This window comes from Billgrantia sulfidoxydans (assembly GCF_017868775.1).
Lineage (GTDB): Bacteria > Pseudomonadota > Gammaproteobacteria > Pseudomonadales > Halomonadaceae > Halomonas > Halomonas sulfidoxydans.
The window spans coordinates 191041-214522 of record NZ_CP053381.1; the positions used below are offsets into that span (position 1 = coordinate 191041).

The 23482-nt window shown below is 65.1% G+C and carries 18 protein-coding genes and 1 riboswitch; of the genes, 9 read left to right on the top strand and 9 right to left on the bottom strand.

The window, feature by feature from the left end; translation table 11 throughout:
* Positions 1-124: 124 nt before the first annotated feature.
* From HNO51_RS00885 to ubiU, 5 genes are all read right to left on the bottom strand, one after another.
* On the bottom strand, positions 125-724 hold the full coding sequence (locus HNO51_RS00885; RefSeq protein WP_209538267.1) for a DUF6448 family protein: 600 nt from the start codon (positions 722-724) through the stop codon (positions 125-127).
* 201 nt (positions 725-925) lie between these two features.
* Positions 926-2071, bottom strand: a complete 1146-nt coding sequence (locus HNO51_RS00890) for an AraC family transcriptional regulator (protein ID WP_209538268.1) — start codon at positions 2069-2071, stop codon at positions 926-928.
* Between the two features lie 18 nt (positions 2072-2089).
* The gene (locus HNO51_RS00895; protein WP_197449224.1) at positions 2090-2836 is read right to left on the bottom strand and encodes an anaerobic ribonucleoside-triphosphate reductase activating protein; all 747 of its coding nucleotides are present in this window, start codon (positions 2834-2836) and stop codon (positions 2090-2092) included.
* Between the two features lie 25 nt (positions 2837-2861).
* Entirely contained in the window at positions 2862-3776 is a 915-nt protein-coding gene (locus HNO51_RS00900; RefSeq protein WP_159548108.1) for a U32 family peptidase, read from the bottom strand.
* Between the two features lie 8 nt (positions 3777-3784).
* Complete coding sequence (gene ubiU, locus HNO51_RS00905; protein ID WP_209538269.1) at positions 3785-4780, bottom strand: ubiquinone anaerobic biosynthesis protein UbiU; 996 nt, start codon at positions 4778-4780, stop codon at positions 3785-3787.
* A gap of 153 nt (positions 4781-4933) precedes the next feature.
* On the opposite strand from ubiU, the gene HNO51_RS00910 reads away from it, so the two are divergent.
* The 4 genes from HNO51_RS00910 to HNO51_RS00925 all read left to right on the top strand — a co-directional run bounded on the left by HNO51_RS00910 (position 4934) and on the right by HNO51_RS00925 (position 10475).
* Positions 4934-5551 (top strand): TetR/AcrR family transcriptional regulator, encoded by a 618-nt coding sequence (locus HNO51_RS00910; protein ID WP_159548112.1) that lies wholly within the window; start codon positions 4934-4936, stop codon positions 5549-5551.
* Positions 5548-6888: an efflux RND transporter periplasmic adaptor subunit gene (locus tag HNO51_RS00915; protein WP_197449225.1), complete on the top strand. Its 1341-nt coding sequence runs from the start codon at positions 5548-5550 to the stop codon at positions 6886-6888. Before HNO51_RS00910 ends, HNO51_RS00915 begins: the two co-directional genes overlap by 4 nt.
* A complete protein-coding gene (locus HNO51_RS00920; protein WP_197449226.1) occupies positions 6885-10013 on the top strand; it encodes an efflux RND transporter permease subunit in 3129 nt (1042 codons plus the stop codon). The genes HNO51_RS00915 and HNO51_RS00920 overlap by 4 nt, the downstream gene beginning before the upstream one ends.
* A 111-nt stretch (positions 10014-10124) precedes the next feature.
* Positions 10125-10475, top strand: a complete 351-nt coding sequence (locus HNO51_RS00925; RefSeq protein WP_209538270.1) for a hexameric tyrosine-coordinated heme protein — start codon at positions 10125-10127, stop codon at positions 10473-10475.
* A 199-nt stretch (positions 10476-10674) separates the two neighbouring features.
* Here the strand turns inward: HNO51_RS00925 and hmpA are convergent, their stop codons facing one another.
* Positions 10675-11847 (bottom strand): NO-inducible flavohemoprotein, encoded by a 1173-nt coding sequence (gene hmpA / locus HNO51_RS00930; protein WP_197449228.1) that lies wholly within the window; start codon positions 11845-11847, stop codon positions 10675-10677.
* 525 nt (positions 11848-12372) lie between these two features.
* Positions 12373-12588, top strand: a riboswitch (cobalamin riboswitch).
* Positions 12589-12743: 155 nt separating this feature from the next.
* On the opposite strand from hmpA, the gene HNO51_RS00935 reads away from it, so the two are divergent.
* The 5 genes from HNO51_RS00935 (at position 12744) to HNO51_RS00955 (ending at position 18195) form a co-directional block, all read left to right on the top strand.
* Positions 12744-14579 (top strand): TonB-dependent receptor domain-containing protein, encoded by a 1836-nt coding sequence (locus HNO51_RS00935; RefSeq protein WP_197449229.1) that lies wholly within the window; start codon positions 12744-12746, stop codon positions 14577-14579.
* Positions 14580-14625: 46 nt separating this feature from the next.
* Positions 14626-15489, top strand: coding sequence for a cobalamin-binding protein (locus HNO51_RS00940; RefSeq protein WP_234283661.1), 864 nt, complete (start codon positions 14626-14628; stop codon positions 15487-15489).
* A 67-nt stretch (positions 15490-15556) separates the two neighbouring features.
* A complete protein-coding gene (locus tag HNO51_RS00945; protein WP_209539145.1) occupies positions 15557-16480 on the top strand; it encodes a FecCD family ABC transporter permease in 924 nt (307 codons plus the stop codon).
* Positions 16480-17247 carry an ABC transporter ATP-binding protein gene (locus HNO51_RS00950; RefSeq protein ID WP_159548116.1) on the top strand — a complete coding sequence of 256 codons (768 nt, stop codon included), beginning with the start codon at positions 16480-16482 and terminating at the stop codon, positions 17245-17247. The genes HNO51_RS00945 and HNO51_RS00950 overlap by 1 nt, the downstream gene beginning before the upstream one ends.
* 258 nt (positions 17248-17505) lie before the next feature.
* Positions 17506-18195 (top strand): hypothetical protein, encoded by a 690-nt coding sequence (locus HNO51_RS00955; RefSeq protein WP_159548118.1) that lies wholly within the window; start codon positions 17506-17508, stop codon positions 18193-18195.
* Positions 18196-18232: 37 nt separating this feature from the next.
* Here HNO51_RS00955 and HNO51_RS00960 read toward each other — a convergent pair whose 3' ends face one another.
* From HNO51_RS00960 to HNO51_RS00970, 3 genes are all read right to left on the bottom strand, one after another.
* A complete protein-coding gene (locus HNO51_RS00960; protein WP_159548120.1) occupies positions 18233-20245 on the bottom strand; it encodes a hydantoinase/oxoprolinase N-terminal domain-containing protein in 2013 nt (670 codons plus the stop codon).
* A gap of 93 nt (positions 20246-20338) precedes the next feature.
* Positions 20339-22363, bottom strand: coding sequence for an ASKHA domain-containing protein (locus tag HNO51_RS00965; RefSeq protein ID WP_209538271.1), 2025 nt, complete (start codon positions 22361-22363; stop codon positions 20339-20341).
* A gap of 99 nt (positions 22364-22462) precedes the next feature.
* A complete protein-coding gene (locus HNO51_RS00970; protein WP_197449232.1) occupies positions 22463-23377 on the bottom strand; it encodes a dihydropteroate synthase in 915 nt (304 codons plus the stop codon).
* Positions 23378-23482 lie beyond the last annotated feature (105 nt).

The following is a 23482-nucleotide window of genomic DNA, read 5'->3' on the forward strand; positions in this document are numbered from 1 at the left end:
AACCCCGCCGGCTGGCGGGGCTCGAAAACGGTTGCAAAGATGCTGATCACGGGCGGCGTCGAAGATGGCGATCCATGGGCTTCCGGTAGCGTCGGTTAGCTGCTGCTAGCCGCCAGTAGCTTCCTTAGTGGCCATGCCCACTATTGCCGGCAATGACGTTGTGCACGTCCTCCAGATAGTGAACGTAGTGCACATAATGGTCGACGAACACCCGGCCCCGCTCGGGATCGTTGTCCGCTTGCTGCTTGGCGGCCAGCGTGGCCTCGAAGGCAGAGCGGGCATTGTGTTCGAACTTCTCTACGATGCGCGCCAGAAAGGCATTGATCTCGCCCTCTTCTAGCGCCTTATCGGCGAGCTGCACGACCGGGTCGATTTTTCCGGCCGGCTTGATGCCGGTGAAGGGAGCGCCTTCCGAAGCGCGATGGCTTTCCACCAGCTCCGCGAAGAACTGCTGGTCGGCCAACTCTTGGGCGCTGCCGCCGTTCTGGCGAACCTCGCGCGCTTTCTCGAACGTCGACGTGATTCGAGCCTCGTCCGCGGCTGGAACCCACTTCAGGACCGGGGTGACATCTCCTGATTCCAGGGCGATTCGTGCCTCAGAAATCACCGGGCCATCAAGGGCATCGCAATGGGCCATCGCGGGGGCAGCAAGAGCCAGGGTCAAGGCGGAGGAAGCGGCAAGGGCGAGCAGCGTCTTGCGTAGGGGTAGGCGAAGGTAGGTCATGATGGTCTCCTTGGTTCAAGGTTGCAGCCGTTTACGTGTTTCGGCTGTCCTTCATGCTATGGAGACTGGGGATTCGAATCGTTCGCCAAGGCGATCTCGAACGCTGTCGGAAAACTGAAGAAGTTTTGTTAAATCAAATTCTTGCGGGTTCTGTTCTGGGGCGGCAAGAAGTCGAACTTCCTTCTGTGCCGGGCGGTCCGGTCACTCGCCGTCAGCAGCCAATTGTCGTGCACGATACTCGCGGGGCGTCATGCCGGTCGCTCTCTTGAATGCCGTATTGAAGACCGACTTCGAGTTGAAGCCGGAGTCGTACATCACTTGCAGTATGGTCTGGTGGGTGTCGGCAGTCAGACGCCTGCGCGCCTCGGCGACACGGTAATCGCTGACGAATTCGAAGAAGTTCTTCCCCAGCCCCTGGTTGATGGCGCGCGACAGCTTCCGGGTGGGCACATTGAGCTGTCGAGCGAGCTGTTGAACGGTCAGATTGGCGTCGAGGTGGGGAGCGGTGCGCCGCATATGATCCTCGAGCCGCATCAGCAGGACGGCATTGGCTGGCTGGTCCGTTGTTGTATCCTTGCTGCTGGTTAGCAAACGGGACTCCTCAGCACTGAGGCCCGAGAACACGATGGGCTGTCGCAGAGCGTGAAGGAGCAAGTAGTTGATGAACAGGAAGCCCGTCACCCCGCCCACTGTCGATACCCACCATACGCTGGCGCTGCTCTTGAACACGTGCGCCGACAGGCAGTAGACCAGACTGACACTCCACACGACCGTATAGCCCAGCAACAGCACACGTAGCCAGGCCAGCTGCTTGTTCTCGATGTTGGAGAATATTTGCCTCAAATCCGTGCCAAAAACCGTGATCTCGCGAATGGTGGCGATCAGATAGCCGAGAAAGACCAGGTGGATCGCAGCTGCCAGGAGCGGTGAGGTCAATACCCCCGGATGATCGCGCTCCATCAGGATCAGGCGCTTCAGTTCGTCCGGTTGAAGATAGTACTCGACCAGGAAGATGGCGCCGACTATCCAGAATAGAAGGGTATGGATCCAGTGCCCTGGAGTCAGGCGAAAGTCCTGATACATAAGGGATTTGGCATAAAGAAACAACAGGCCGGCCTGCAGTAGGCCGACCAGCGTGCCCAGGTAGGCCAGGTTGAGGAAACGCTGCGCCAGCCCCGTGCTGTACAAGAAGACTTCGGCCAGGCCTGCAGCAAAGGCAAGCACTGTCGCCAACAGCAGGCGGTTGCTGAGTAGATGGATGTTGTCTGGCATTAGCAGGAAACCGGCGAGCACCAGCGATTGCAGGATGCTAGTCAATAGCAGGATGTCCGCCACGCTCAAGTACATCGTGTCACTCCGGCCAGCCTACTCGCGCAGCTCGATGCGTTCGAAGTTTGGCGCCAGGCGCTTGACCAGCCCGGCGAGCATGGCCCGGGGCGGGGCGCCTGCGACCGGCTGGCAGTAGGTCGGGTCGAGGCAGTCGCGGGTGCGGGCCACCTGAATGGCGTAGCGGCGCACGCCACAGTCAGCCAGGGTCAGCGCCAGACGCTCCACGTCGGCCAGATCAAAGTCGCGCCAATGGACGGTGGTACGGCACTCGAAGTCGATCCCGCTTTCGAGCAGCGCCATCAGGCTCTGGCTGTTGCGCTGCCAGATGCCCGGCCGCCCGCAGATTCGATCGAAGTCGCGCCCGCGACCCTTCACATCGAGCCCCACCCAGTCGAGGTGCGGCAGCAGGCGTGTAAGTCGTGCGGGGTAGGGGCCGGCGGTGTGCAAGCCCACCTTGAAGCCCATTGCTTTCACCTCGCGAATGGCGATTGGCAGAGCGTTGTGCAGCGTTGGCTCCCCGCCGCTGAAGACTACCGCCTCGAGCAGCCCCCGGCGGTGCTCCAGGAACTCCCGTACCGCCTGCCACTCGCTCTCGTCACCGCGTCGCGGCGTCATCCGCTGGCTATTGTCGCAGTAGCCGCAGCGCAGCGGGCAGCCCTGCAGGAACACTACGCAGGCCAAGTGGTCGGGGTAGTCCAGTGTCGTTAACTGGTTCATGCCCGCCACCGGCAGGCGAATGCCGTCGAGAGGTGTCGATACCCCGTCTATGGCAATCAGCGGCATGGCGTTCTCCCTTGCACGTGGTTGATCAGCCGGCGGGCAGACGGGTGTTGTCCATGCCCGGGCGGCCGTGCCAGTAGCCGTCGCACACCTCGGCCTCGACCAGGCTGAGTGGATCGGCGGCGGGCAGCTCGCCGCGGCGGGCGGCGTCGAAGGCGGCGACCACCTCGGCCATGCCCTCGGCGCGGGGGCTCAGGCGCGCCACGCTCACGCCCATCGCGGTCATGTCTTTGATCTCGTGGCGTAGGTCCTGGCAGGCGCCGGAGAGGGTCTGGATGCCGTTCAGGGTGAACACTTCCTTGGATTCCTGGGAGCGCAGCGCCAGGCCCTCGGGGTACTTCTGGCACACGAACATGCAGCGGTCCTTGGGCTTCTGGTGGCGCCGTGCGGTGAAGCAGCGTGACGACCAGGCCAGCGGCAGGTGACCGTAGGCGAACACCTCGCAGGGCGCATCGAGCCCCTCGGCGGTGCAGTCGGCGAGCAGCCGGGCGAGGTCGTCGCGCGACATCTCCACCGGCGCCTGCCAGCGCTGCATGCCGGCCCGCGCCATCACGCCGATGGAAGCCGGGTTGTAGAGATTCAGCGCCGCCCCGGCAACGAAGGGCAGGCCGGCGGCGGCCAGGCGTTGCAGGGCGCTCTGGTCGTTGGCCTCGACCATGAACTCGCCGTTGTCGCACAGCTTGCGCAGGTCGCGCAGGTCGGCCTCGGACTCGATCAGGGTCTGGCTCGCCAGCACCACCTGCTTGCCGCTCTGGGCCAGCTCGCGGCCGATGCCGAGCCAGTCGTCGAGCTTCATGTCGCGGCGGCGAGAGCAGACGGATTCGCCCAGGGTGACGATCTCCACCGGCCAGTCGGCGGCTTCACGGTAGAAGTCGGCGTAGCGCTCGCGGGTCCAGTAGAACAGCACCGGGCCCAGGGCGAGCTGCAGGGAATCGGATGACATGAAACCTCCTATTTCCAGCGGCGTTCGTAGGCGCCCAGGGTAGTGGTGGCGCCCTCGGAGACCTCGCCGAGGCCGGCCATCCAGGCGGGGTCGGGGTGGAAGCGCTCGGGCGCGCGCTCCAGGCGGTCCAGCGCCTGGCGCCAGATCCCGGCCACCTTCGACACGTAGGCCGGGCTGCGCTGGCGGCCCTCGATTTTCACCGCGCTGATGCCGAGTTCGGCGAGCTCCGGCAGCAGCTCCAGGGTGTTGAGGCTGGTGGGCTCCTCGATAGCGTGGTAGGTCTCGCCGCCGACCTCGAAGCGCCCCTTGCACAGGGTGGGGTAGCCGGCCCGCTCGCCCTCGCCGTAGCGGTCGATCAGCACGCCGTTGAGCCGCGACTCGAGTCCTTGCGGGGTCTCCTCCCAGCGTACGTGGGCCGCCGGCGAGCAGACCCCGCGGGTATTGGGCGACTCGCCGGTGAGGTACGACGACAGGTAGCAGCGCCCCTCGGCCATGATGCACAGGCTGCCGAAGGCGAACACCTCGAGCTCCACTGGGCTCTGCTTGGCCAGATCCCGCACCTGGGTGATGGAGAGCACCCGCGGCAGCACGGCGCGCTTGATGCCGAACTGGTCGTGGTAGAAGCGCAGCGCCTCATGGCTGGTGGCCGACCCCTGCACCGAGAGGTGGCGAGGGAGCTCCGGATGGCGACGGGCGGCATAGTCGAGCAGGCCCATGTCGGCCATGATCAGGGCGTCGACGCCGAGCTCGGCGGCCTGGTCCACGGCGCGGGTCCACTGGGCCCAGCCGTCGGGCTGCGGATAGGTGTTGATGGCGCAGAACACCCGCTTGCCGCGGGCATGGGCGTAGTCGATGCCTTCGCGGGCGCGCTTGTCGGTGAAGTTCAGGCCGGCGAACTGCCGGGCGTTGGTGGCGTTCTGGAAGCCGAAGTAGACGGCATCGGCGCCTTCATCCACCGCCCGCTTCAGGGCCGGCAGGTTGCCGGCCGGGCAGACGAGCTCCATGTCGCTCTCCTCGCAGTCTGGGTAAACCCGACCATGCTAGTCGACTACGCGAGGGCCGCTTTTGATGAGGGTCATGGCGAAGCGGGATAGCGCTGGCGCGGTGAGTATTCTCGCCATAAGATAGTAACTAGTCACTATCTTATGGGGTCGGGTATGTCAGGAAAACGCAATCTAACCGCTGCAGAGCGCCGGGAACGAACTGTCGATACGGTCATTGAATTGAGCGCACGGGATGATCCCGCCAATATCACTACCGGCAGCATCGCCAAACACATGCGGGTTACTCAAGGAGCACTGTTCCGCCACTTTCCGAGTAAGGACGCGGTCTGGGAGGCAGTCATCGGCCGAATAGCCGAGCGTATAATCAAGCGGCTGGATAGAGCCGCTGCCTCGGCAGATAGTCCTTTGGCTGCGCTGGAAGCAATGTTTCATGCCCATATCGCCTTCATTGTCGAGCACCCTGGTGTGCCTCGGCTGATGATGGGGCAACTGCAGCACGCTCGGCCGACCCCGGCCCGCCGTATGGTTCGCTCACTGCTGTTTCTCTACCGTGAGCGGATCGAGAAATTGCTGATCGAGGCACAGGAAGCCGGCGATCTGCGCCGAGAGCTGAATATCGAGGCGGCTGCCACGCAGTTCATCGGCACCATCCAGGGCCTGGTCATGCAATCGCTGATGATCGGTAGCATGAACCATATAGCCGAGCAGGCCCAAGGAGCGTTCGATCTTTACTGTCACGGCATCCAGCAGGAGCGAGGGACGCACCCATGACAGTCCTGGCTCAACGTCTGGGGCGTGTACTGGCGGTTGTCATTGGCCTGGCCGTCGGCGTGGTGCTTCTGGTGATGTTTGTGGTCAACCGTCAGACACCGGAGCACAGTGACTCACCGCCTGCCCCCAAGGCGGTGGCGGTGATCGAGGCCCGGCCCCTGCCGTTTCGCCTCGAGGCGCGCGGCCACGGCGTGGCGCGCCCCGCCGAGACCTGGCAGGCGGTGGCCAATGTCTCGGGCAGGGTGGTGGAGCGCCATCCGGCGCTGGAGAGCGGCACACTGCTGCGTGCAGGCACCCTGCTGCTGGCGCTTGACCCGAGTCGCTATGAGCTGGCCATCGCCGAAGCCGAGGCGGAATTGACTCAACTAGAGGCAGAGGAGGCCAATACTCGGCGTTTGCTGGGCCTGGAGCGCCAGGCACTCGATCTCGCCGAGCAGGAGCTTTCACGCATCGAGCGCCTGGCGTCTACCGGTTCTGTTTCCACTTCTCAACGTGATGCTCAGCGTCGCAGCACTGTAGCGCAACGCCAGGCGGTGGCCACGTTGGAGAATGCCTTGGCCTTGCTGCCAGCCCAGCGCGAGCGAGCATCGGTGCGCCTGGCCCAGGCGCGTCGTGACCTGGCGGATACCCGTTTCGTGGCACCCTATGACTTGCGCTTGGGTGAGGTAGAGGTAGAGCTTCACCAGTTCGTCAGTGTGGGCCAGAGCCTATTCGAGGCGGATAGCCTGGCGGCTGCCGAAGTGGAGGCGAGGCTTCCCTTCAGCGTGGTGCGACGCCTGCTGGGTAGTGTGGCGCCGGCCGAACTCGAGCCCGGCTCCCTGGATCTGAGCGAGCGCATCGACCTTGATGCAATCGATGCGGAGCTGGAGCTGGTCGGGGCGTCCGGTGTGGGCTGGACGGGCCGGGTGGTGCGCGTGGCCAGCGGCCTCGACCCGGCCACCCGCGCCGTTCGAATAGTCGTCAGGGTCGACCATCCTTGGCGCGGTGCACGGCCTCCCGATCGACCGCCGCTGCAGCGCGATATGTATACCCGGGTGCGGCTCACGGCCCCCGGCCCCGAGGCCTCAATGGTAGTGCCATCGTCGGCGCTCCATCAGGGTGAGCTTTATCTGGCTGACGAGCAGGGGCGCCTGGTGCGACGCCCGGTCTCCGTGGCATTCAAGCAGGGGGGGCTGGCGGTGATCGAGGCGGGCTTGGTCCCGGGGGAGCGCGTAATCCTCGATGACCTGCAGCCGGCCATCGATGGAATGGCGCTCTCCGTGCGTCGAGACGATGCTGCCGAGGCACGCCTGGCCGCCCTGGCCCGGGGCGAAGCATCGTCGGGAGAGCGGCCATGATTCGCTGGTTCGCCGGGCATCCCACCGCTGCCAACCTGCTGCTGATCCTGCTGCTGGCCGCCGGATTGTTCGCCGCCCCCAGCCTCAAGCGCGAGACTTTCCCCGACTATCGCCCGGTTGAGGTGTCCGTGGAGGTGGCCTACCGCGGGGCCAGCGCCGCCGACGTCGAGGATGCAATCTGCCGGCGCCTGTTCGATGCCGTTAAAGGCGTGGAATTCCTCGATGAGTTTGTCTGCGTGGCTCAGGACAACCTGGCCAGCGCCACCGCCACCATGGAGGCCGGCGGCGATGCCATACGCTTCATGAGCGAGATCGATACCGAAGTCGGTGCCATCACTGAGCTACCGGCACGGGCCGAGCCCCCAGTAGTTCGCGAACTGCACCGCAGCGATCTGGTCGCCGCGGTCGCAGTAACAGCCGACATGCCCATTCGCCAGCTCGAGGAGTACGCCCTGCGCCTGGAGGAGCGCATCATGGCGCTGCCCGGCGTGGCGGACGTGGCAATCCATGGCATGTCGCAGCGCCAATGGCAGGTCGAGGTGCCCCGCGAGGTGCTCGGCCAGCATGGCCTCTCGGCTCAGGAGCTGGCGCAACGCATCTCCGCTCAGAGCCTGGACCTGCCGCTGGGCACTCTGGAAACGGCCGATCGCGATATTTTGCTGCGCTTTACCGACCAGCGCCGCTCCATGGCCGAACTGGCCGAGCTGGTGGTAGTTTCCGACACCGGAGGTGGTGAACTTACTCTTGGTGAGCTGGCCACCTTCACTGAGGCCGGTGAGCGCGCGGAAGAGACGCTTCGCTTCAATAGCGAGCCGGCGCTGGTGCTGGAGGTTAGCAAGGCGCTGCGTGAAGATGCCCTGACGGTCAAGGAGCGGCTCGAGGCGCTGCTCGAGGACGAGCGTCACCGCTTCGACGGCGGCATATCGCTGACTTTGACCCAGGATGCGACAAGCATTGTCCGCGACCGCTTGCGGATGCTGGTGGATAACGGCTTGATGGGCCTGGTACTGGTAGTGCTGGTGATGAGCCTGTTCTTCCGCCCCCGTCTGGCGCTGTGGGCGGTGCTGGGTCTGCCGGTTGCCTTCATGGGCGCTTTCGCGGTGATGGCGTTCGCCGGGCTGTCGCTCAACATGATCACTCTGGTGGCGCTGTTGATGGCCATCGGTATCGTCATGGATGATGCCATCGTTATCACCGACAACATCGCCTCTCATGCCTTGCACCGGAAGTCGCTGCTGGAGGCAGTGGTCGAGGGAACCCGCCAGGTGCTGCCCGGGGTGCTTTCGTCATTTCTTACCACGGTAGCGGTGTTCACCCCGCTCTCCTTCCTTGCCGGGGAGTTGGGTGCAGTGCTGGAGGTGCTGCCAGTAGTGCTGATCGCAGCGCTAATGGCGAGCCTCATCGAGGCGTTCTGGATCCTCCCTCACCACCTCAAAGGCAGCGTGGGGAGCCTGGGCGATGGTCACGACTCCCGCTTCCGGGCCGCCTTCGAGCGACGTTTCGCAAATTTTCGTGAGGCCGTCGGGGGGCTGGCCGACCGGGCGATCCGCTTTCGGCATGCGGTGCTGGGCCTGTTGCTGACGGTGACCCTGGCCTCCGCCGGCTTCATTGCCGGGGGGCACGTGGGTAGTGAGGCGATGCCGGATATCGATGGCGACGTGCTGGAGGCGCGCATTCTGATGCCCCAGGGTACGCCCCTGGCGCGCACCGAGGCGGTGGCCGAGCGGGTCGAGGCGGCGATGCGTGACCTGGACGCGCGCTACTCACCCGAACAGCCAGAGGGCGCCTCCCTGGTCGAGGCGATACAGGTGCGCTTCAACCACAACCTCAGCGCCCGAGAGGCGGGCCCCCATGTGGCCACCGTCAGCGTCGACCTGCTCACCGCCGAGCGACGTAGTGTCACCCTCGATACGCTGACCGAGGCATGGCGGGAGGCTATCGGCAAGATCGAGGGCCTGCAGCGGCTTATCATCCAGGAACCCGGCTTCGGCCCCGCCGGGGTGCCGGTAGAAGTGCGACTGGCCGGGGAGAACCTAGAAGCCATGAAGGCGGCGGCGCTGGAGCTGGGGGGCCATCTCGAGGGCTACGCGGCCGTCCACAACGTCATGGATGACCTGCGTCTGGGCAAGACCCAGCTGGCCTTCTCCATGGCCGAGGGTGCCCACGGCCTGGGGCTTTCCGCCGAGGAGGTGGCCGGCCAGCTGCGCGCGGCGCTGCTGGGTGAGATTGCCGATACCCAGCGCATCGGCGACCAGGAGATCGAAGTGCTGATCCGCCTAGCCGAGGGGGACAGAAGCTCCCTTGATGATCTGGCGGACCTTACCATCGCCCTGCCGGGTGGGCTCCGGGTGCCTCTGGAGGTGGTGGCCAACGCCGAGGAGCGACGCGAATGGGCGCGCATCACCCGTATCGACGGGCGGCGTACCGTCACCGTGGAAGCCAACGTGGATGCACGCCAAGCCAGCGGCCAGGCTATCGTCGATGACCTCACCGGTAGCGGCTGGCTGGAGGTTTTCCTTACCCGCCACCCCAATGTGGCGATCTCCTTCGAGGGGCAGGTGGCCAGCTCCGCCGAGACCGGCGGCTCCATCGGCCGCGGGCTGTTGATCGGCCTGGTGGGGATCTTCGTGATCCTCTCCTTCCAGTTTCGCAGTTATGTGGAGCCGCTAATCGTCATGCTCTCGATCCCGCTGGCCTTCATCGGCGCCATCTGGGGCCATGTGCTCATGGGCTACTACCTCTCCATGCCCTCGCTGATTGGTGCGGCGTCGCTGGCCGGTATTGTGGTCAACAACGCCATCCTGCTGATCCACTTCATCAAGACCCATCGCGAGCGTGGGTTGGATGCCGTTGCAGCCGCCGGCCAGGCCAGCCGCGACCGGCTGCGTGCCATCCTGATCTCGTCCACCACTACCATCGCCGGGCTGCTGCCACTGCTGGCAGAAACCAGTACCCAGGCGGCGGCCATCAAGCCACTGGTGATCTCGGTGGTGTTTGGCCTGCTCAGCGCTACTGTGCTCGTACTGTTGGTGATCCCGGCACTCTACGTGCTGTTCGACGACTGGGGGTGGCTAGGCAAGGCAACGGAGATGGAGCCGCTCCCGGATCAGTTGAGCAAGGACTGAAATCCTTCTCTTGACGGGGCCGGAATAGACTCTAGTCTTGAAAAGGTAGATTGAATGCTTCTTATAAAATGTCCTCCCGGCAAGGCACAACGAAAACAACAGGAGCCAGCCATGACGATCATTGCGCCGAAGTCCTCCGCGACCAGGTACGCAAGCATTGCTATCGTAAGCCTCCTAGGGCTACTGATGGGTGCGGCCGTCCTATCGGCGGACGAACACGAGGGGCAGGCAGCCTCCGATTCGTGGTTGCCCAGTCTCATGACGGAAACTCCTCAGGAGGGGTTTGCCCTGGCCGTGAAACTATCGCAGAAGGGTGTCGCCACGACACAGACCGATGCCGAAGTGCGAAAAGAGCTACGACCGGAGTACGCAGCAGATCCCAACAGCCTTATTGCCATTTCGCATGTCATTGCGACCCATTTCCAGACGGTGGCTGCGGCTAACGACTACTGGCGCGAGTGACCGGTCCAGTTAAGACACTATCGCTAACTCCAAGCCGAATGATCTGGCTCGGATGCTATTTCTGCTTGGCGCTGTTCGCGCACGGCATCAGATGCCTCGATGCAGTGTTCAGCGCGGTAGGCGCTGATGGGTCATGGCGCGAAATGCTCGACCCCGCCAAAGATGGCCTGTGCCTTTGACGGGGCTAGTAGTGAGAGTATCAGGCAGCTTCAATAGGGCGGGACGGGCCGAAGTGCTCAAAGTGGCGTCGATCCTCTTCAACGCCGAGCTCTGCCAAGGCCTGGTTCACCGCACTCATGAAACCCTGGGGGCCAACGAAGTAGCAGCGCGGGTTGGATGCGGGCAGGTAGTGTCTCAGTAGCTCGCGATCGAGGCGGCCGCAGTGGTCGGCATCGTCGCCGTGTTCGTGTATGGCGACGACCTTGAGCTTAGAGGGATGCACTTCGCGCATCGCGGCGACCTCCTGCCGGAAGGCGTGATGCTCGGCGTCGATGGCGGCATGAAGATAGACTACCTGCCTACCCTCGGCCAGCGCCTGGCGAGCCAGCGGCAGAATAGGTGTCTGGCCCACTCCACCGCTGATCAACAGCAGCGGTTCATTGCCTCCCTGTAGCGTAAGCTCCCCGGCCGGTGGCAGAAGGTCTACGCTGTCGCCAACGTTGAGCACGTCGTGAAAGTAGCGGCTGGCTCGACCCTCGGGCTCACGCTTGATCGAGATCCGATAGGTGCGGCCATTTGGCAGGTCCGAGAGGCTGTAGTGGCGATAGAGCGTCTCGCCCTCGATACCGAGTCGCACGCCGATGTACTGGCCGGGCTCATGATCTGCTACCGGGCCTTCGTCCTCCGGCTCGAGGACGAAGGAGCGAATCATCGCGCTTTCTTGCCGAGTCGCGGCGATGCGGAATCGACGTAAACCGCGCCAGCCACCGGGTTTCAGAGCGAAAGCCTGGTACCGACGATCCTCCAGCTCAATCAACAGGCCGGCCAGCTCTTCATAGAGCGCTGCCCACGCTTCGGCGATCTCTGGCGTCAGAGCGTCACCCAGCTCCTCGCCGATGGCGGCCATCAGGCACTCGCCGACAATGGGGTACTGGTCGGGCTGAATGCCCAGCGACACGTGTTTCTCTACCACTGTGGCCAGCACTCCTCTCGCCCTGGCGGGATCCTGGCGCAGCTGCACGTAGGCCAATACGGCACCGGCCAGGGCCCGTTGCTGGGCACCGCTCTGCTGGTGCGCCTCATTGAACAGCGAGGCCACGTCGGGGTAGCGCTTGAACATCAACGGATAGAAATGCTGGGTAATGGCATCGAGGTGCTCTGCTACCACCGGGGCGGTGGCCTCGATGAGCTGCTCCTGCTGTGAGGTGAGCATGAGGGTCTCCTTCGTCGGGGAAATTATAATAAGCATGTAAAATACTTGTTATTTGGTGCGCGAACCTGAGGCGAATTGTCGCAGAGCAAAGCAAACCCATCATAACGTGGGGGCGCAAAGGATCGAAAAGCAAGAAGGGCTGCTACAAAGGCACTCCTGCAGGGGGGCCGGGGAACGTCAGCCCTTAGTACACGGTGGCTTTTTTAGTATATCTAGCGCTTCTGATGCACGCTTCAGCTCGGCCTTCCCGCATGGCCTGCAACTTTTTGTTCTCGATGGTGCCGGCAATTTCCGGGAGGCTGCAGATGAATGCGTCATCAGAGCCGCCCGGTCGGTGGTCGAACGCACGGTCTCTCGGAACGTGAAGCTCAGCACCCCGACCGAGCCCGTGAGTGCTTGTGGATCAAGCTGGCTGGTTACGACCACGAGGCGTTCGGCCGCCATGGGCTCGTCAACCGCCTGATATGGCAGGGCATGTCGCATTCCGGCACGCCGCTGTCGTTGACCGTGCGGGGTCGGATTGCTAGCTTAGCGACACTCTCAGGTGCCCTAGGCGCGCGCAGACGCGCCGGGGTGAAACGAGAAGTCGGTGCGCCTCGTGCCATTCCGACGCTGCCCCCGCAACGGTAATCGAGTCAAGGAAAGCCTTACACCACTGTGCCCTGACACGGGAAGGTGGCCTTCTGGGACGTTAATTGTCCACTCGTCAGCCCGGAGACCGGCCAGAGAGTGCAGGAAATGCTGTATGACAGCGTTTCCCTCATGCCGGGTTGCGGTGGGCGACTCCGAGGCAGGGCTGGCGCCGCCGTTCACCTCTCCCTTTCTCGATCCCTTTCCCGCCAGCCGGCTTCGCCTAGAAGACCGTGCGGGTAGGCACGGCGAGCAAGGGAATCAGAATGAAAACCAAGCATCATCTGGCCGCCTTCGGCCTGGCAGCGCTTCCTCTGGCCGTTCAGGCCCAGGCCACTGTCACGCAAGACACCGATATTGTCGCCCTCAATCCCATGGTGATCACCGCCACCCTGGCGCCGCGCACCGCCGACGAGACGCTCTCCTCGGTGACCGTGCTCGACGAGGCCACCCTGCGGCGTCAGGACCCCACCAGCGTCACCGATCTGCTGCGCGGCCAGCCCGGAGTGGACGTCAGCTCCAACGGCAGCTTCGGCAAACAGAGCAGCGTGTCGATTCGCGGCACCTCGAATAACCAGAGTCTGCTGATGATCGACGGCATTCGCCTGCGCTCCGCTACGGATGGCGGCCCTGCGTGGCAGTACCTCGACCCGCGCATGTTCCAGCGCGCCGAGATCGTGCGCGGCCCGCGGGGCAGCCTCTACGGCGCCGACGCGGTAGGCGGCGTGGTGCAGCTCTTCACCCATGACGCTCAGGAGGGCGGCCCGCACCCGCGCATCTCTGCAGGCGGCGGCTCCTTCGATACCCAGCGATACAGTGCAGGACTCTCCGGCAGTAGCGGCGGTACCCGCTACAGCTTTGCCGGCAGCCACTTCACCACCGATGGCACGCCGGTGCGTCGTGGTGGTGAGGATATGGGGTACGACAACACCTCAGCGCTGGCGCGAATGTCGCACACCTTCGATAGCGGCGCAGAAGTGGGATTTCTGGCGCTGAGAGCCCGCGGTACCACGGAGTATGACGAGAGCGGCTCCATGGCCACGACTGATTATATGCAGCAGGTGGCGGGAATTTATGGAGAACTGCCGGTAACTGACAGCTGGAGTAGTCGCTTGACGCTGAGCGAAGCGCGCGATGAAAGCGTCAACCACTTCTGGGGGTCTATCCTTGATACGCAGACACGCACGGCCCGCTGGGAGAACACGCTGACTTCAGGGGGGCATGAGTTGATTATCGGTGCGGAGTATATGAACGATAGCGTGGCCGGTAGTGTCACGGGGAATATGCCATGGGATGGTCCTTATGACATCGAGGAGCGTGATAACAAGGCCGTTTTCGGCCAGGCGCTACTCGATTTCGAACCGTTAGCCGTTCAAGCCAGCCTGCGTTATGACGATAACGAAGCCTACGGTGACGAGATTACCGGTAGCCTGGCGCTGGGGTATGACATCAATTCCCACCATACCCTGCGAGCCAGCTATGGCACCGCCTTCAAGGCGCCAACTTTCAACGACCTTTATTGGCCGGGGTTTGGCAATCCCGAGTTAGAAGCGGAAACATCCAAAACGGTGGAGCTCGGAGTACGTGGCCAATATGTGCGCTGGTTCTGGGATGCCGCAATCTATCAGACCGATATTGACAACCTGATCGTCTGGCAGCAAATGGGGCAGCCGACAACGAACGTACCCACTACGCGTATCCGTGGCGTCGAACTCTCCGTGGGCGCTGAGGTAGATGATTGGACGTTAGCTGCCGCCGCGACCTACACCGACCCTGAAGATCGGGCTACCGGAAATCGTCTTAGGCGCCGTTCCAGTCAGAGCGCCCGCTTCGACGTGGATCGTGAGCTGGGCGAGTGGTTCCTGGGGGGCTCCTGGGTTCTGCAGGGCTATCGCTACGAAGATGCTGCCAACACGGATCGAATCGGTGGCTTCGGGCTGGTCAATCTGCGTGCCGGCTGGCAGTTTGCACCGCTGTGGTCGGCTCGACTGACTGTGGAGAATGCCCTTGATAAAGAGTATGTCACGACACGTTTCTTCGATGACGATGACTACCTCAACGCCGGTCGTGCGGCCTTCGTCAGTGTCCACTTTGGCCAGTAGCGGCCGGTTCGGCGGGGCCGTTGGCCCCGCCGTAGGTTTCAGCGCCTTGCTGGCCCTGTCGGGGCCGGCGGCCGGCGAGGCGTATGCCGATTCGCTCTGCGCCACCGACGACCGCGACCGCGAGGTGTGTCTGCCGGTGCCCGCCGGTCGCATCGCCGCGCTGTCGCCCGGTGCGACCGAGCTGGTCTATGCCGCCGGGGCCGGTGACCAGGTAGTGGCCGTAGTGGACTACAGCGACTACCCGCCGCAGGCCCAGGCGGTGCCTTCGCTGGGCAGCCATACGCGCATCGACATGGAGCGCCTCGTCGCCCTGCGGCCCACACTGGTGATCGGCTGGGTGACCGGCAATCCCTCCGAGCAGCTGGAGATGCTGGAGGCGCTCGGCCTGCCGGTGTTCTACCTCGAGCCGCGGTCCTTCGAGGGCGTGGCCAGCGCCATCGAGCGCCTGGGACGCCTGGCCGGCACAGCCGATGCCGCGGATCGCGAGGCGAGGCGCTTTCGCGACGGCATGATCGAGCTTCGAGAACGCTATGCCGGGCGAGCACCGGTGCGCGTCTTCTATCAGGTGTGGGACGAGCCGCTGATGACCGTCAACGACGCGCACCTGATCGGCTCGGTGCTGACCGCCTGCGGTGGCGTCAACGTTTTCGGCGACCTTGAGCGCCTGGTGCCGCGCATCGGCGACGAGTCGGTGCTCGACGCCGACCCCGAGGCGATATTGGCCGGCGGCATGGGCGAGGAGAGCCGTGAATGGCTCACCCACTGGGAGCAGTACACGAACCTCACGGCGGTGGCGGAGGGCAACCTCTTCTTCGTGCCGCCGTCGCTGATCCAGCGCCCCACGCCGCGCCTGCTCGAGGGCAGCCGGCTGTTCTGCGAGAAACTGGAGGCAGCCCGTGCACGCCGCTAGGTACTCACTGGTCGCTGTCAGGCACGGAGGGCTGGCCTTCCCGCTGGGCCTGCTGGCGCTGGCGGCGATGGCCGCCATGGCGTTGGCGGTGTCGGTCGGCAGCGTCAACATCACCCCCGCCGCGCTGTGGGAGGTGGCCCTGGGGCGCGGCGACGCCCTGGCGCGCATCTTGGTGTTGGAGCTGCGTGTGCCGCGGGCCCTCTCGGCATTTGCCACCGGTGGCCTGCTGGCATTGGCCGGTGCGCTGATGCAGGTATTGCTGCGCAATCCCTTGGCGGACCCCTACGTGCTGGGCCTCTCGGGCGGTGCCGCAGTGGGAGCGCTGGCGGCGATGCTTGCCGGGTTGGGCGGCGCGGTGATCAGCGGCTCGGCTTTCGCCGGGGCCTTTCTCTCGACACTGCTGGTTTTTGGCCTGGCCCATGGCACCGGCAGTTGGACGCCTTCCCGCCTGCTGCTCACCGGCGTGGTGGTGGCGGCCGGGTGGGGCGCGGTGGTCACGTTGATGCTGGCGGTGAGCCCCGTTGAGCGTCTTCCCGGCATGCTCTACTGGCTGATGGGCGATCTATCCTACGCCCACACACCCGGCTATCCGCTCGTCGTGCTGCTGGGGGTGTGCCTGCTCGCCTTCCCGCTGGGGCGCAGTCTCAACGTGTTGGCCCGCGGGGCGCTGCAGGCCGCGGCCCTGGGCGTGGTGGTGCGTCCGCTGGAGTGGACGATCTACATCACGGCTAGCCTGCTCACCGCCATGGCGGTGACCACGGCCGGCAGCATCGGCTTCGTCGGCCTGGTGGTACCGCACATGCTGCGCCTGATGCTGGGCAACGACCAACGTCTGATCCTGCCTGCTTGTGCCCTGGCTGGCGGCACCCTGCTGGTGCTCGCCGACACCCTGGCGCGCACCATCATCGCTCCGGAACAGCTTCCGGTGGGGGTGATCACGGCGCTGCTCGGCGTACCGACCTTCCTCTACCTGCTCTACCGGAGCCGCTGATGAGCCGACTCGAGGCGCGAAATCTGGTCATCGACGTACCGGGCCGTCGCGACGGTCGGGCGCTGAACCTGGACCTGGAGCCCGGGCAGGTGTGGGGCGTGCTCGGCCCCAACGGGGCCGGCAAAACCACCTTGCTGCATACCCTGGCGGGGCTGCGAGCACCGCGGGCCGGCAGCGTGCGTCTCGACGGGGGCGCGCTCGCCTCGCTGCCGCGCCGCCGGGTCGCCCGCGCCCTGGGCCTGGTCTTCCAGGAGCGCCAGGACGGCTTTCCCGCCACGGTGCGCGAGACGGCATTGATCGGGCGCCATCCCTGGCTGTCGCCCTGGCAGATGGAGGGCGGCGAGGATCTACAGTTGGCCGAGGCTGCGCTCGAGCGGCTCGATGTCGACCACTTGGCCGAGCGGCTAGTCAGCACGCTCTCGGGCGGTGAAAGGCAGCGCCTGGCCATCGCCACGGTGCTGACCCAGGCGCCGGCCATCTGGCTCGCCGACGAGCCAACCAACCATCTTGACCTGCATCACCAGACCGCGGTGATGGCGCTGCTCGCTGGCGAGGCCCAGGCCGGCAGGGCGGTTATGCTGTGCCTGCACGACCTCAACCTCGCCGCTCGCTGGTGCGACCATCTGCTGCTGCTCTACCCCGACGGTGAAGCGTGTTGGGGGTCGCGCGATGCCATGCTGGTACCTGCAGCCCTTGAGCGCCTCTACGGCCAGCGATTGGCCACCGCCATGGTGGGTGGCGCCCCAGTCTTCGTTTCCGTGAGGTGATATGCACCGCTCGACCCCGATACGCGGCGAGTTCCACAGGGACTTTCCCTCCCCCCGGACAGGTGGCCGCGCTCTTCCACGGCCAGTCGCCGTGGACCTGATGCCATACCAGGCGTTCGTCATGCGCGACAACGCTAAGGACCCATGCCCGCCATGCCAATCGCATGGCCGCCGAGCGGCCACAGCCAATCGCGTACAACCACGGCGGATAGCGCAAACTGATGCGCAGATCAGCGAAATGAAGGTGGCACTCCCCCGATGAGACTGTTTCAGCTGAAACATGAACTCGAGGCGCATGGGCTCGTTTTGCGCGGAGCCTTCGAGGTGGAGCCGGAGGATCATGTGCCCCCGATTGCCCACGCCATCCCGGCCGCAGCACTGGTGCTAGTGGGTAATGTCGGTTCGTCGCTGTGGCCCCAATTCGCTGCTTCGCCCGAATATTGTGACGGAAGACGCGATCCGCTGGACCGCTGGAGCCAACGCATTGGAGAGGCGCTTGCTGCCCGCTACGGTGCGCGTGCGCTCTATCCGTTCGGCGGGCCGCCGCATTATCCCTTTCAGCGCTGGGCGTCGCGTGCCGAGTCGGTACACCCATCTCCGCTCGGCCTGGTCATACACGCCGAATACGGCTCGTGGCACGCCTACCGCTTCGCGCTCGCGCTTGACCACGTGCCGGACGATCTCGCGCCAATGGCCGAACACGAGTCGCCGTGCCTGGGATGCGCCGAGCGTGCCTGTCTCGACGCCTGTCCGGTCGATGCCTTCACCGGTTCCGAGTATCGGATCGGAGCTTGCGCACAGCACCTGCGCGACATGCCCGACGGCGCCTGCATGCGGCTGGGCTGCGCGGCGCGACGTGCCTGTCTGGTCGGTGCCCCATCACGCTACGACTCGCAACATGCGGCATTCCACATGCAGGCCTTCGTTTTCGCTCGATCATCCGAATAGCTACATGATTCCGGCCATGGCCGGGGCGTATGGCTTGTCATGTTCGAGTACGGCGCGGTGGTCCGATGGCCAAGGCCGTTACCCTCGCCTCGAAGAAGACTTCCCCGTCGATGTCGTTATCGACACGGTTTTCCTCAATCTCGAAGCGCACCTCCACCTCGGCCGCACCGGCCTGCCAAGCCAAGGCTTCAGCGCGCTCGGCGGCCGTTTGCCGCGCCATCGCATAGGCTGCCTCGAGTGTGACGTGGTCGCAGGGGCCATTGGGCAGGAAGACCCTAAAGCGGCCTTGTACTGGCTGCAGAACAGAGACATGAACTCGCTGAACCACTTGGCCGAGCAGCGTGCCCACGGCGTTAGCCACCTCGCCGTGGGAAGGCAACACAACTTCGGCGCCCAGCGCCTCGCCAACCGCCGGATAGTAGCTTGCTGCCGGCCCGCCCACCGCGACCACAGGGGATGTCGGCGCGAATTTCAGCGTGAAGACCGATGGGGCCACGGCGACACGGGACTTCCCACGCAGGATCAATGCCGCCAAGGAGGCCGCCAGCCGCCCTTGCTGGCTATCGACATCGGCATCATGCAGCCCCGCCTCGATCAGTTTGGTAGAGATGGCCTCGACCACTCGGCCATAGATCTCGCGTGATGGCGCTTCCGCATCGCCTTCCGGCCAGCGTCCAAGCCCGTATTGGCGGCGCATGCGCTTGGCCCAGATGATCGCTGCCAGGCGGGCGGCCTCGACATCCCAGTGGCGTGAGATACCCAGGACATGGGCGGCATCGGTGGGTGTGAAACCGCTGAAGATCACCAGGCCACGACGTTCCAGGCTGGTTAGTGCACGGGCCAGCCAGCGTTTCTCTTCCACCGCACTCAGCATTTCCACTGGTCCGTCGCCCAACTGCGCCCAGGCCTCATGCTCATCGACGCTGAGCTGGCCCATAAGCGCTTCGTCGTGTTGTAGGCGCATGGCGAAGCGATTATGGTTGCTGCCCGGAGGAAGGTTGAGCTGCCGCAGCAGGGCCTCGTGTAGCTCGGGATGCTGACTGACCAACAGGCTCATGGGCAACACGCGGCGAGGTCCGATGGCAAGGCCTCGACCAGGCGCGAAGGTGACTTCACTATCGCCGCCAAGGCCGATGGAATAGAGCTTGATCGCCTCTACCATGGGACGCCAGTCCCCCACCCGGGCGCCGTCGAAGGAGAGCGTCGGCAAACCGTCTCGCACCACGGCAATATCCGTCGTGGTTCCCCCCATGTCGGCGACGATCAGGTTACGGCGGCCGCTAAGCATCATGGCGCCGTTGACACTGGCCGCTGGCCCGGACAGCACCGTGGTGATGGGCTGCAGGATGGCGCTGTCAGCGGAAATCAGTGAACCGTCGCCCTTCACGATCATCAGCGGTGCCAAAATACGGTGGCGGTGCAACAGCCCTTGGACCGCCTCAATGAGACGAGCAACATAGGCGATCATGCGGGCATTCAGCGCTGCGGTCATGGCACGGCGCGGCGCCCCCAGAGAAGCCGCCAGCTCATGGCCGCAGGTCACCGGTTTGCCTGTCAGCTCATGCACGAGTTCCGCCGTGCGCTGCTCGTGAGCCGGGTTGCGGACACTGAAGGAGGCCGAGACGGCAAAGGCCGATACCCGCTCCCGCCAGGCCAGGATTGTTCTGCGTAGGGCTTGCTCATCCAGGGGCGCGAGTTCGCGACCTTCCGCGTCATGGCCGCCGCCCAGCATAATCAGACTGTTGGCGCCAAGGAGTGAGACCAGTCCGGTCGCCTTGACCTGTCGCTCGTCATACCCAATCAGTAGTACACAGATCGGTGCTCCCTTGCCCTCTACCGCCGAGTTGGTCGTCAGCGTCGACGACAGTGACACCAGGTCGACCCGGGACAGCAAGTCGGCGGGCAGCGCCCTCAAGGCATCGGCGATGCCCTGCTGAAGGTCCAGGCGCGTCGTCAGACGCTTGGCCATCGCCACCACCTGGTCGGCCTCGTCCAGGAGGACCGCGTCGGTAAAGGTACCGCCCGTATCGATGCCCAGCCGATAACCCATTGGGGCCTCTCCTCATGTACTTGGGTGTTTTGCCGACCACCCTTGGTGTCATTCTGTGCAGCCACATTGACAGAGCGTTAGAGAGTCGCCCCTTCAGGCGCGCTGCCGGCGCCGGCGCCGGCCGCCGCGCGCTGTGGCGCTGGCATCCTCCGTCACCGCCGGCAGGGTCACGTGGGCGCTCAGTTGCGGGAAGGGATCGTGGCGATGAGGGATCGCCATGGCGGCCACGAAGTGCTCCTGGAAACGCGGCTCGGTGGCGGTCTCCACCTTTTCCACGCGGCGCACCACCTCCTCGATTTCGCGGCGCGCCTTGCGGCTCAATAGGGCGATGCGCGCGCCCGTGCCAGCGGCGTTGCCCGCCGAGGTGACGTGCGCCAGATCACAGTCGGGGATCAACCCCAGGGTCATGGCGTACTTGACGTCGATGTGAGCGCCGAAGGCCCCGGCGAGGCGGATGCGATCGACGCGGTCGGTGCCGAAGTGCTCCATCAGCAGGCGGATGCCCGCGTAGAGCGCGGCCTTGGCCAGCTGGATGGCGCGGATGTCGGCCTGGGTGATGGCAATGGTCCGCGTCGCGTCGCGATGCAGCACGTAGGCGAAGGTGCGCCCGTCGGCCACGATCCGTTCGCTGCGCGCCGCCAGGCCGCCCTGCACGATGCCGTCCCGAGTGATGACGCCGGCCAGGTACATCTCGGCGACGACCTCGATGATGCCCGAGCCGCAGATGCCCGTGATACCGTGGGACGCCATCGCCGCGTCGAAGCCCGGCTCGTCGGACCACAGCTCGCCACCGATGACCTTGAAGCGCGGCTCCAGCGTCAGGGGGTCGATGCGCACCCGCTCGATGGCACCGGCAGCCGCCCGCTGCCCGCCGCTGATCTGGGCGCCCTCGAAGGCCGGCCCGGTGGGGCTGGAGCAGGCCAGCAGCCGGTGGCGGTTGCCCAGCACGATCTCGGCATTGGTGCCCACGTCGACCAGCAGCATCAGTTCCTCGCCCAGGTAGGGCGACTCGGAGAGGATCATCCCGGCGGTGTCGGCCCCCACGTGCCCGGCGATGCAGGGCAGGCCATAGACCCGGGCGTTGGGGTGGATGGCCAGGTCCATCTCGGTGGCCCACAGCCCGTCGATGGCCTCGTCGGTGGCCAGCGCAAAGGGCGCACCGCCCAGCTCCACCGGGTTGATGCCGAACACCAGGCTCTGCATGATCGGGTTGCCGACGAAGGTCGCCTCGAGGATGGCGTCCAGCGGCACGTCAGCCTCGGTGGCCAGTTCCACCGTCAGCTCGTTCAGGGCGTCGCGCACCGAGCGCGTCATGGCCTGATCGCCGCTGGGGTGCATCATGATATAGGAGACCCGACTCATCAGGTCCTCGCCGTAGCGGATCTGCGGGTTCATGCGCCCGGTGGAGGCGACCACCTCGCCGGTCTGCAGATGGCACAGGTGGGCGGCGATGGTCGTCGAGCCCACGTCCACGGCTAGGCCGTAGGCCTGCGCCTGGAAGCCCGGCCAGACGGCGATGAGGCGGCGGTCGTCGTGGACCGCCACCGTCACGCCCCAGCCGCCCCGGCGCAGGGCCTGCTGCAGTTGCTGGACGACGCGGATGTCGGTTTCCAGCCCGGTCAGCCGCCACTCGTGGGCCAGGGCCTCCTTGAGGCGGCGCATGTCCGAGGCCGGAACGTGCATGTCCGGCTCCTGCACCTCCACGTAGTAGAGGCGCACGATGGGGTCGAGCGCGATGTCGAGCACCTCGGCCCGCTTGCGCACGATCTGACGGTGCACCTGGCTGGCAGGCGGCACATCGATCACGGCGTCGCCGAGCAGGAGGGTCGAGCAGCTCAGCCGACGGCCGTCGCGCAGCGGCCCGCGACGCTTCTCCCAGGCCTGCTCGGTGTCGCTCTTGGCGGAGAGGTGATCCGGCCATGACGAGACCCCGTGCTTAGCGAAGCGCCCCTCGCAGAGGTCGACCTGGCAGCGGCCGCACAGGCCGCGCCCGCCGCACACCGAATCGATGTCGACCCCCAGCGCGCGAGCAGCCTCCAGCACCGGGGTGCCGACCGGGAAGCGTCCGCGGCGCCCGGAAGGGGTGAAGACGACGAGCGCTTCGTGAGCATCGGACATGGGAACCTCCGTCCACAGGGGTTCGTTCAGGAGAGCGAAGCGCCTCAGGCGAGGCGCTTGCGTTGTTCGTTGTTATAGTGGTCTGGCAACTATTCGCGCTCAGGTCACGGCGCGGCGTCGGCGCGTCTGCCGCCGCCCGCGCCCTTCGGCCCCGTCCGCACCGACGGCCGGTGGCTCACGGAATTTCTGGATCCAGCGCATACAATCGGGGTCGTGCCCCATCATCACGTCGGCGCCCATGATCGCGGTCATGATCTCGGTGTGCAGCGGGTTGGTGATCGCCGAGGTCATCCCCGAGGCGATGGCCATGCTCATGAACGCCGCATTAATGCCGTTGCGGTTGGGCAGGCCGAAGCTGACGTTGGAGGCCCCGCAGGTAGTGTTGACCTTGAGCTCCTGCTGCAGGCGGTGGCACAGGGCAAATACCTGGCGGCCCGCCGAGTTCACCGCGCCGATCGGCATCACCAGCGGATCGACCACCACGTCGCAGGCAGGGATGCCGTGGTCGGCGGCGCGCTCGACGATCTTCTTGGCGACGGCGAAGCGCACGTCGGGGTCGTGGGAGATGCCGGTTTCATCGTTGCTGATCGCCACCACCGCCGCCCCATATTTCTTCACCAGCGGCAGCACCGCCTCGAGGCTCTCGTCCTCGCCGGTCACCGAGTTGACCAGCGCCTTGCCCTTATAAACCGCCAGGCCCGCCTCGAGTGCCTTGATGACCGAGGAGTCGATGCACAGCGGCACGTCGGTCAGCGACTGCACCAGCTCGACGGTCTGGGCCAGGATCGCCGGTTCGTCGGCTAGCGGGATGCCGGCATTGACGTCCAGCATGTGCGCGCCGTGCGCCAGTTGATCCTCCACGTCCTTGACCACGCGGGAGAAGTCGCCGGCGGCCATTTCCGCAGCCAGCTGCTTGCGGCCAGTGGGGTTGATGCGCTCGCCGATGACCACGAAGGGCCGCTCGAAGCCGATCACGACTTCCTTCTTGTGCGAGCTGATGACAGTATCGGTCATGATGCTTCCTCAGTGATGGTGTCTTGTCGTTGCTATTGGGTGCCTGCGGAAGGCGTTGTCGTTAACTGTGGCGTTGCGGCTCCAAGCTGGCGGTCGGATAAGGAT

Bases quoted from the DNA above. Each gene is read 5' to 3' on its own strand.
- HNO51_RS00885 (WP_209538267.1), bottom strand. From the start codon at position 724: ATGACCTACCTTCGCCTACCCCTACGCAAGACGCTGCTCGCCCTTGCC.
- HNO51_RS00890 (WP_209538268.1), bottom strand. From the start codon at position 2,071: ATGTACTTGAGCGTGGCGGACATCCTGCTATTGACTAGCATCCTGCAA.
- HNO51_RS00895 (WP_197449224.1), bottom strand. From the start codon at position 2,836: ATGCCGCTGATTGCCATAGACGGGGTATCGACACCTCTCGACGGCATT.
- HNO51_RS00900 (WP_159548108.1), bottom strand. From the start codon at position 3,776: ATGTCATCCGATTCCCTGCAGCTCGCCCTGGGCCCGGTGCTGTTCTAC.
- ubiU (WP_209538269.1), bottom strand. From the start codon at position 4,780: ATGGAGCTCGTCTGCCCGGCCGGCAACCTGCCGGCCCTGAAGCGGGCG.
- HNO51_RS00910 (WP_159548112.1), top strand. From the start codon at position 4,934: ATGTCAGGAAAACGCAATCTAACCGCTGCAGAGCGCCGGGAACGAACT.
- HNO51_RS00915 (WP_197449225.1), top strand. From the start codon at position 5,548: ATGACAGTCCTGGCTCAACGTCTGGGGCGTGTACTGGCGGTTGTCATT.
- HNO51_RS00920 (WP_197449226.1), top strand. From the start codon at position 6,885: ATGATTCGCTGGTTCGCCGGGCATCCCACCGCTGCCAACCTGCTGCTG.
- HNO51_RS00925 (WP_209538270.1), top strand. From the start codon at position 10,125: ATGACGATCATTGCGCCGAAGTCCTCCGCGACCAGGTACGCAAGCATT.
- hmpA (WP_197449228.1), bottom strand. From the start codon at position 11,847: ATGCTCACCTCACAGCAGGAGCAGCTCATCGAGGCCACCGCCCCGGTG.
- HNO51_RS00935 (WP_197449229.1), top strand. From the start codon at position 12,744: ATGAAAACCAAGCATCATCTGGCCGCCTTCGGCCTGGCAGCGCTTCCT.
- HNO51_RS00945 (WP_209539145.1), top strand. From the start codon at position 15,557: ATGGCCGCCATGGCGTTGGCGGTGTCGGTCGGCAGCGTCAACATCACC.
- HNO51_RS00950 (WP_159548116.1), top strand. From the start codon at position 16,480: ATGAGCCGACTCGAGGCGCGAAATCTGGTCATCGACGTACCGGGCCGT.
- HNO51_RS00955 (WP_159548118.1), top strand. From the start codon at position 17,506: ATGAGACTGTTTCAGCTGAAACATGAACTCGAGGCGCATGGGCTCGTT.
- HNO51_RS00960 (WP_159548120.1), bottom strand. From the start codon at position 20,245: ATGGGTTATCGGCTGGGCATCGATACGGGCGGTACCTTTACCGACGCG.
- HNO51_RS00965 (WP_209538271.1), bottom strand. From the start codon at position 22,363: ATGTCCGATGCTCACGAAGCGCTCGTCGTCTTCACCCCTTCCGGGCGC.
- HNO51_RS00970 (WP_197449232.1), bottom strand. From the start codon at position 23,377: ATGACCGATACTGTCATCAGCTCGCACAAGAAGGAAGTCGTGATCGGC.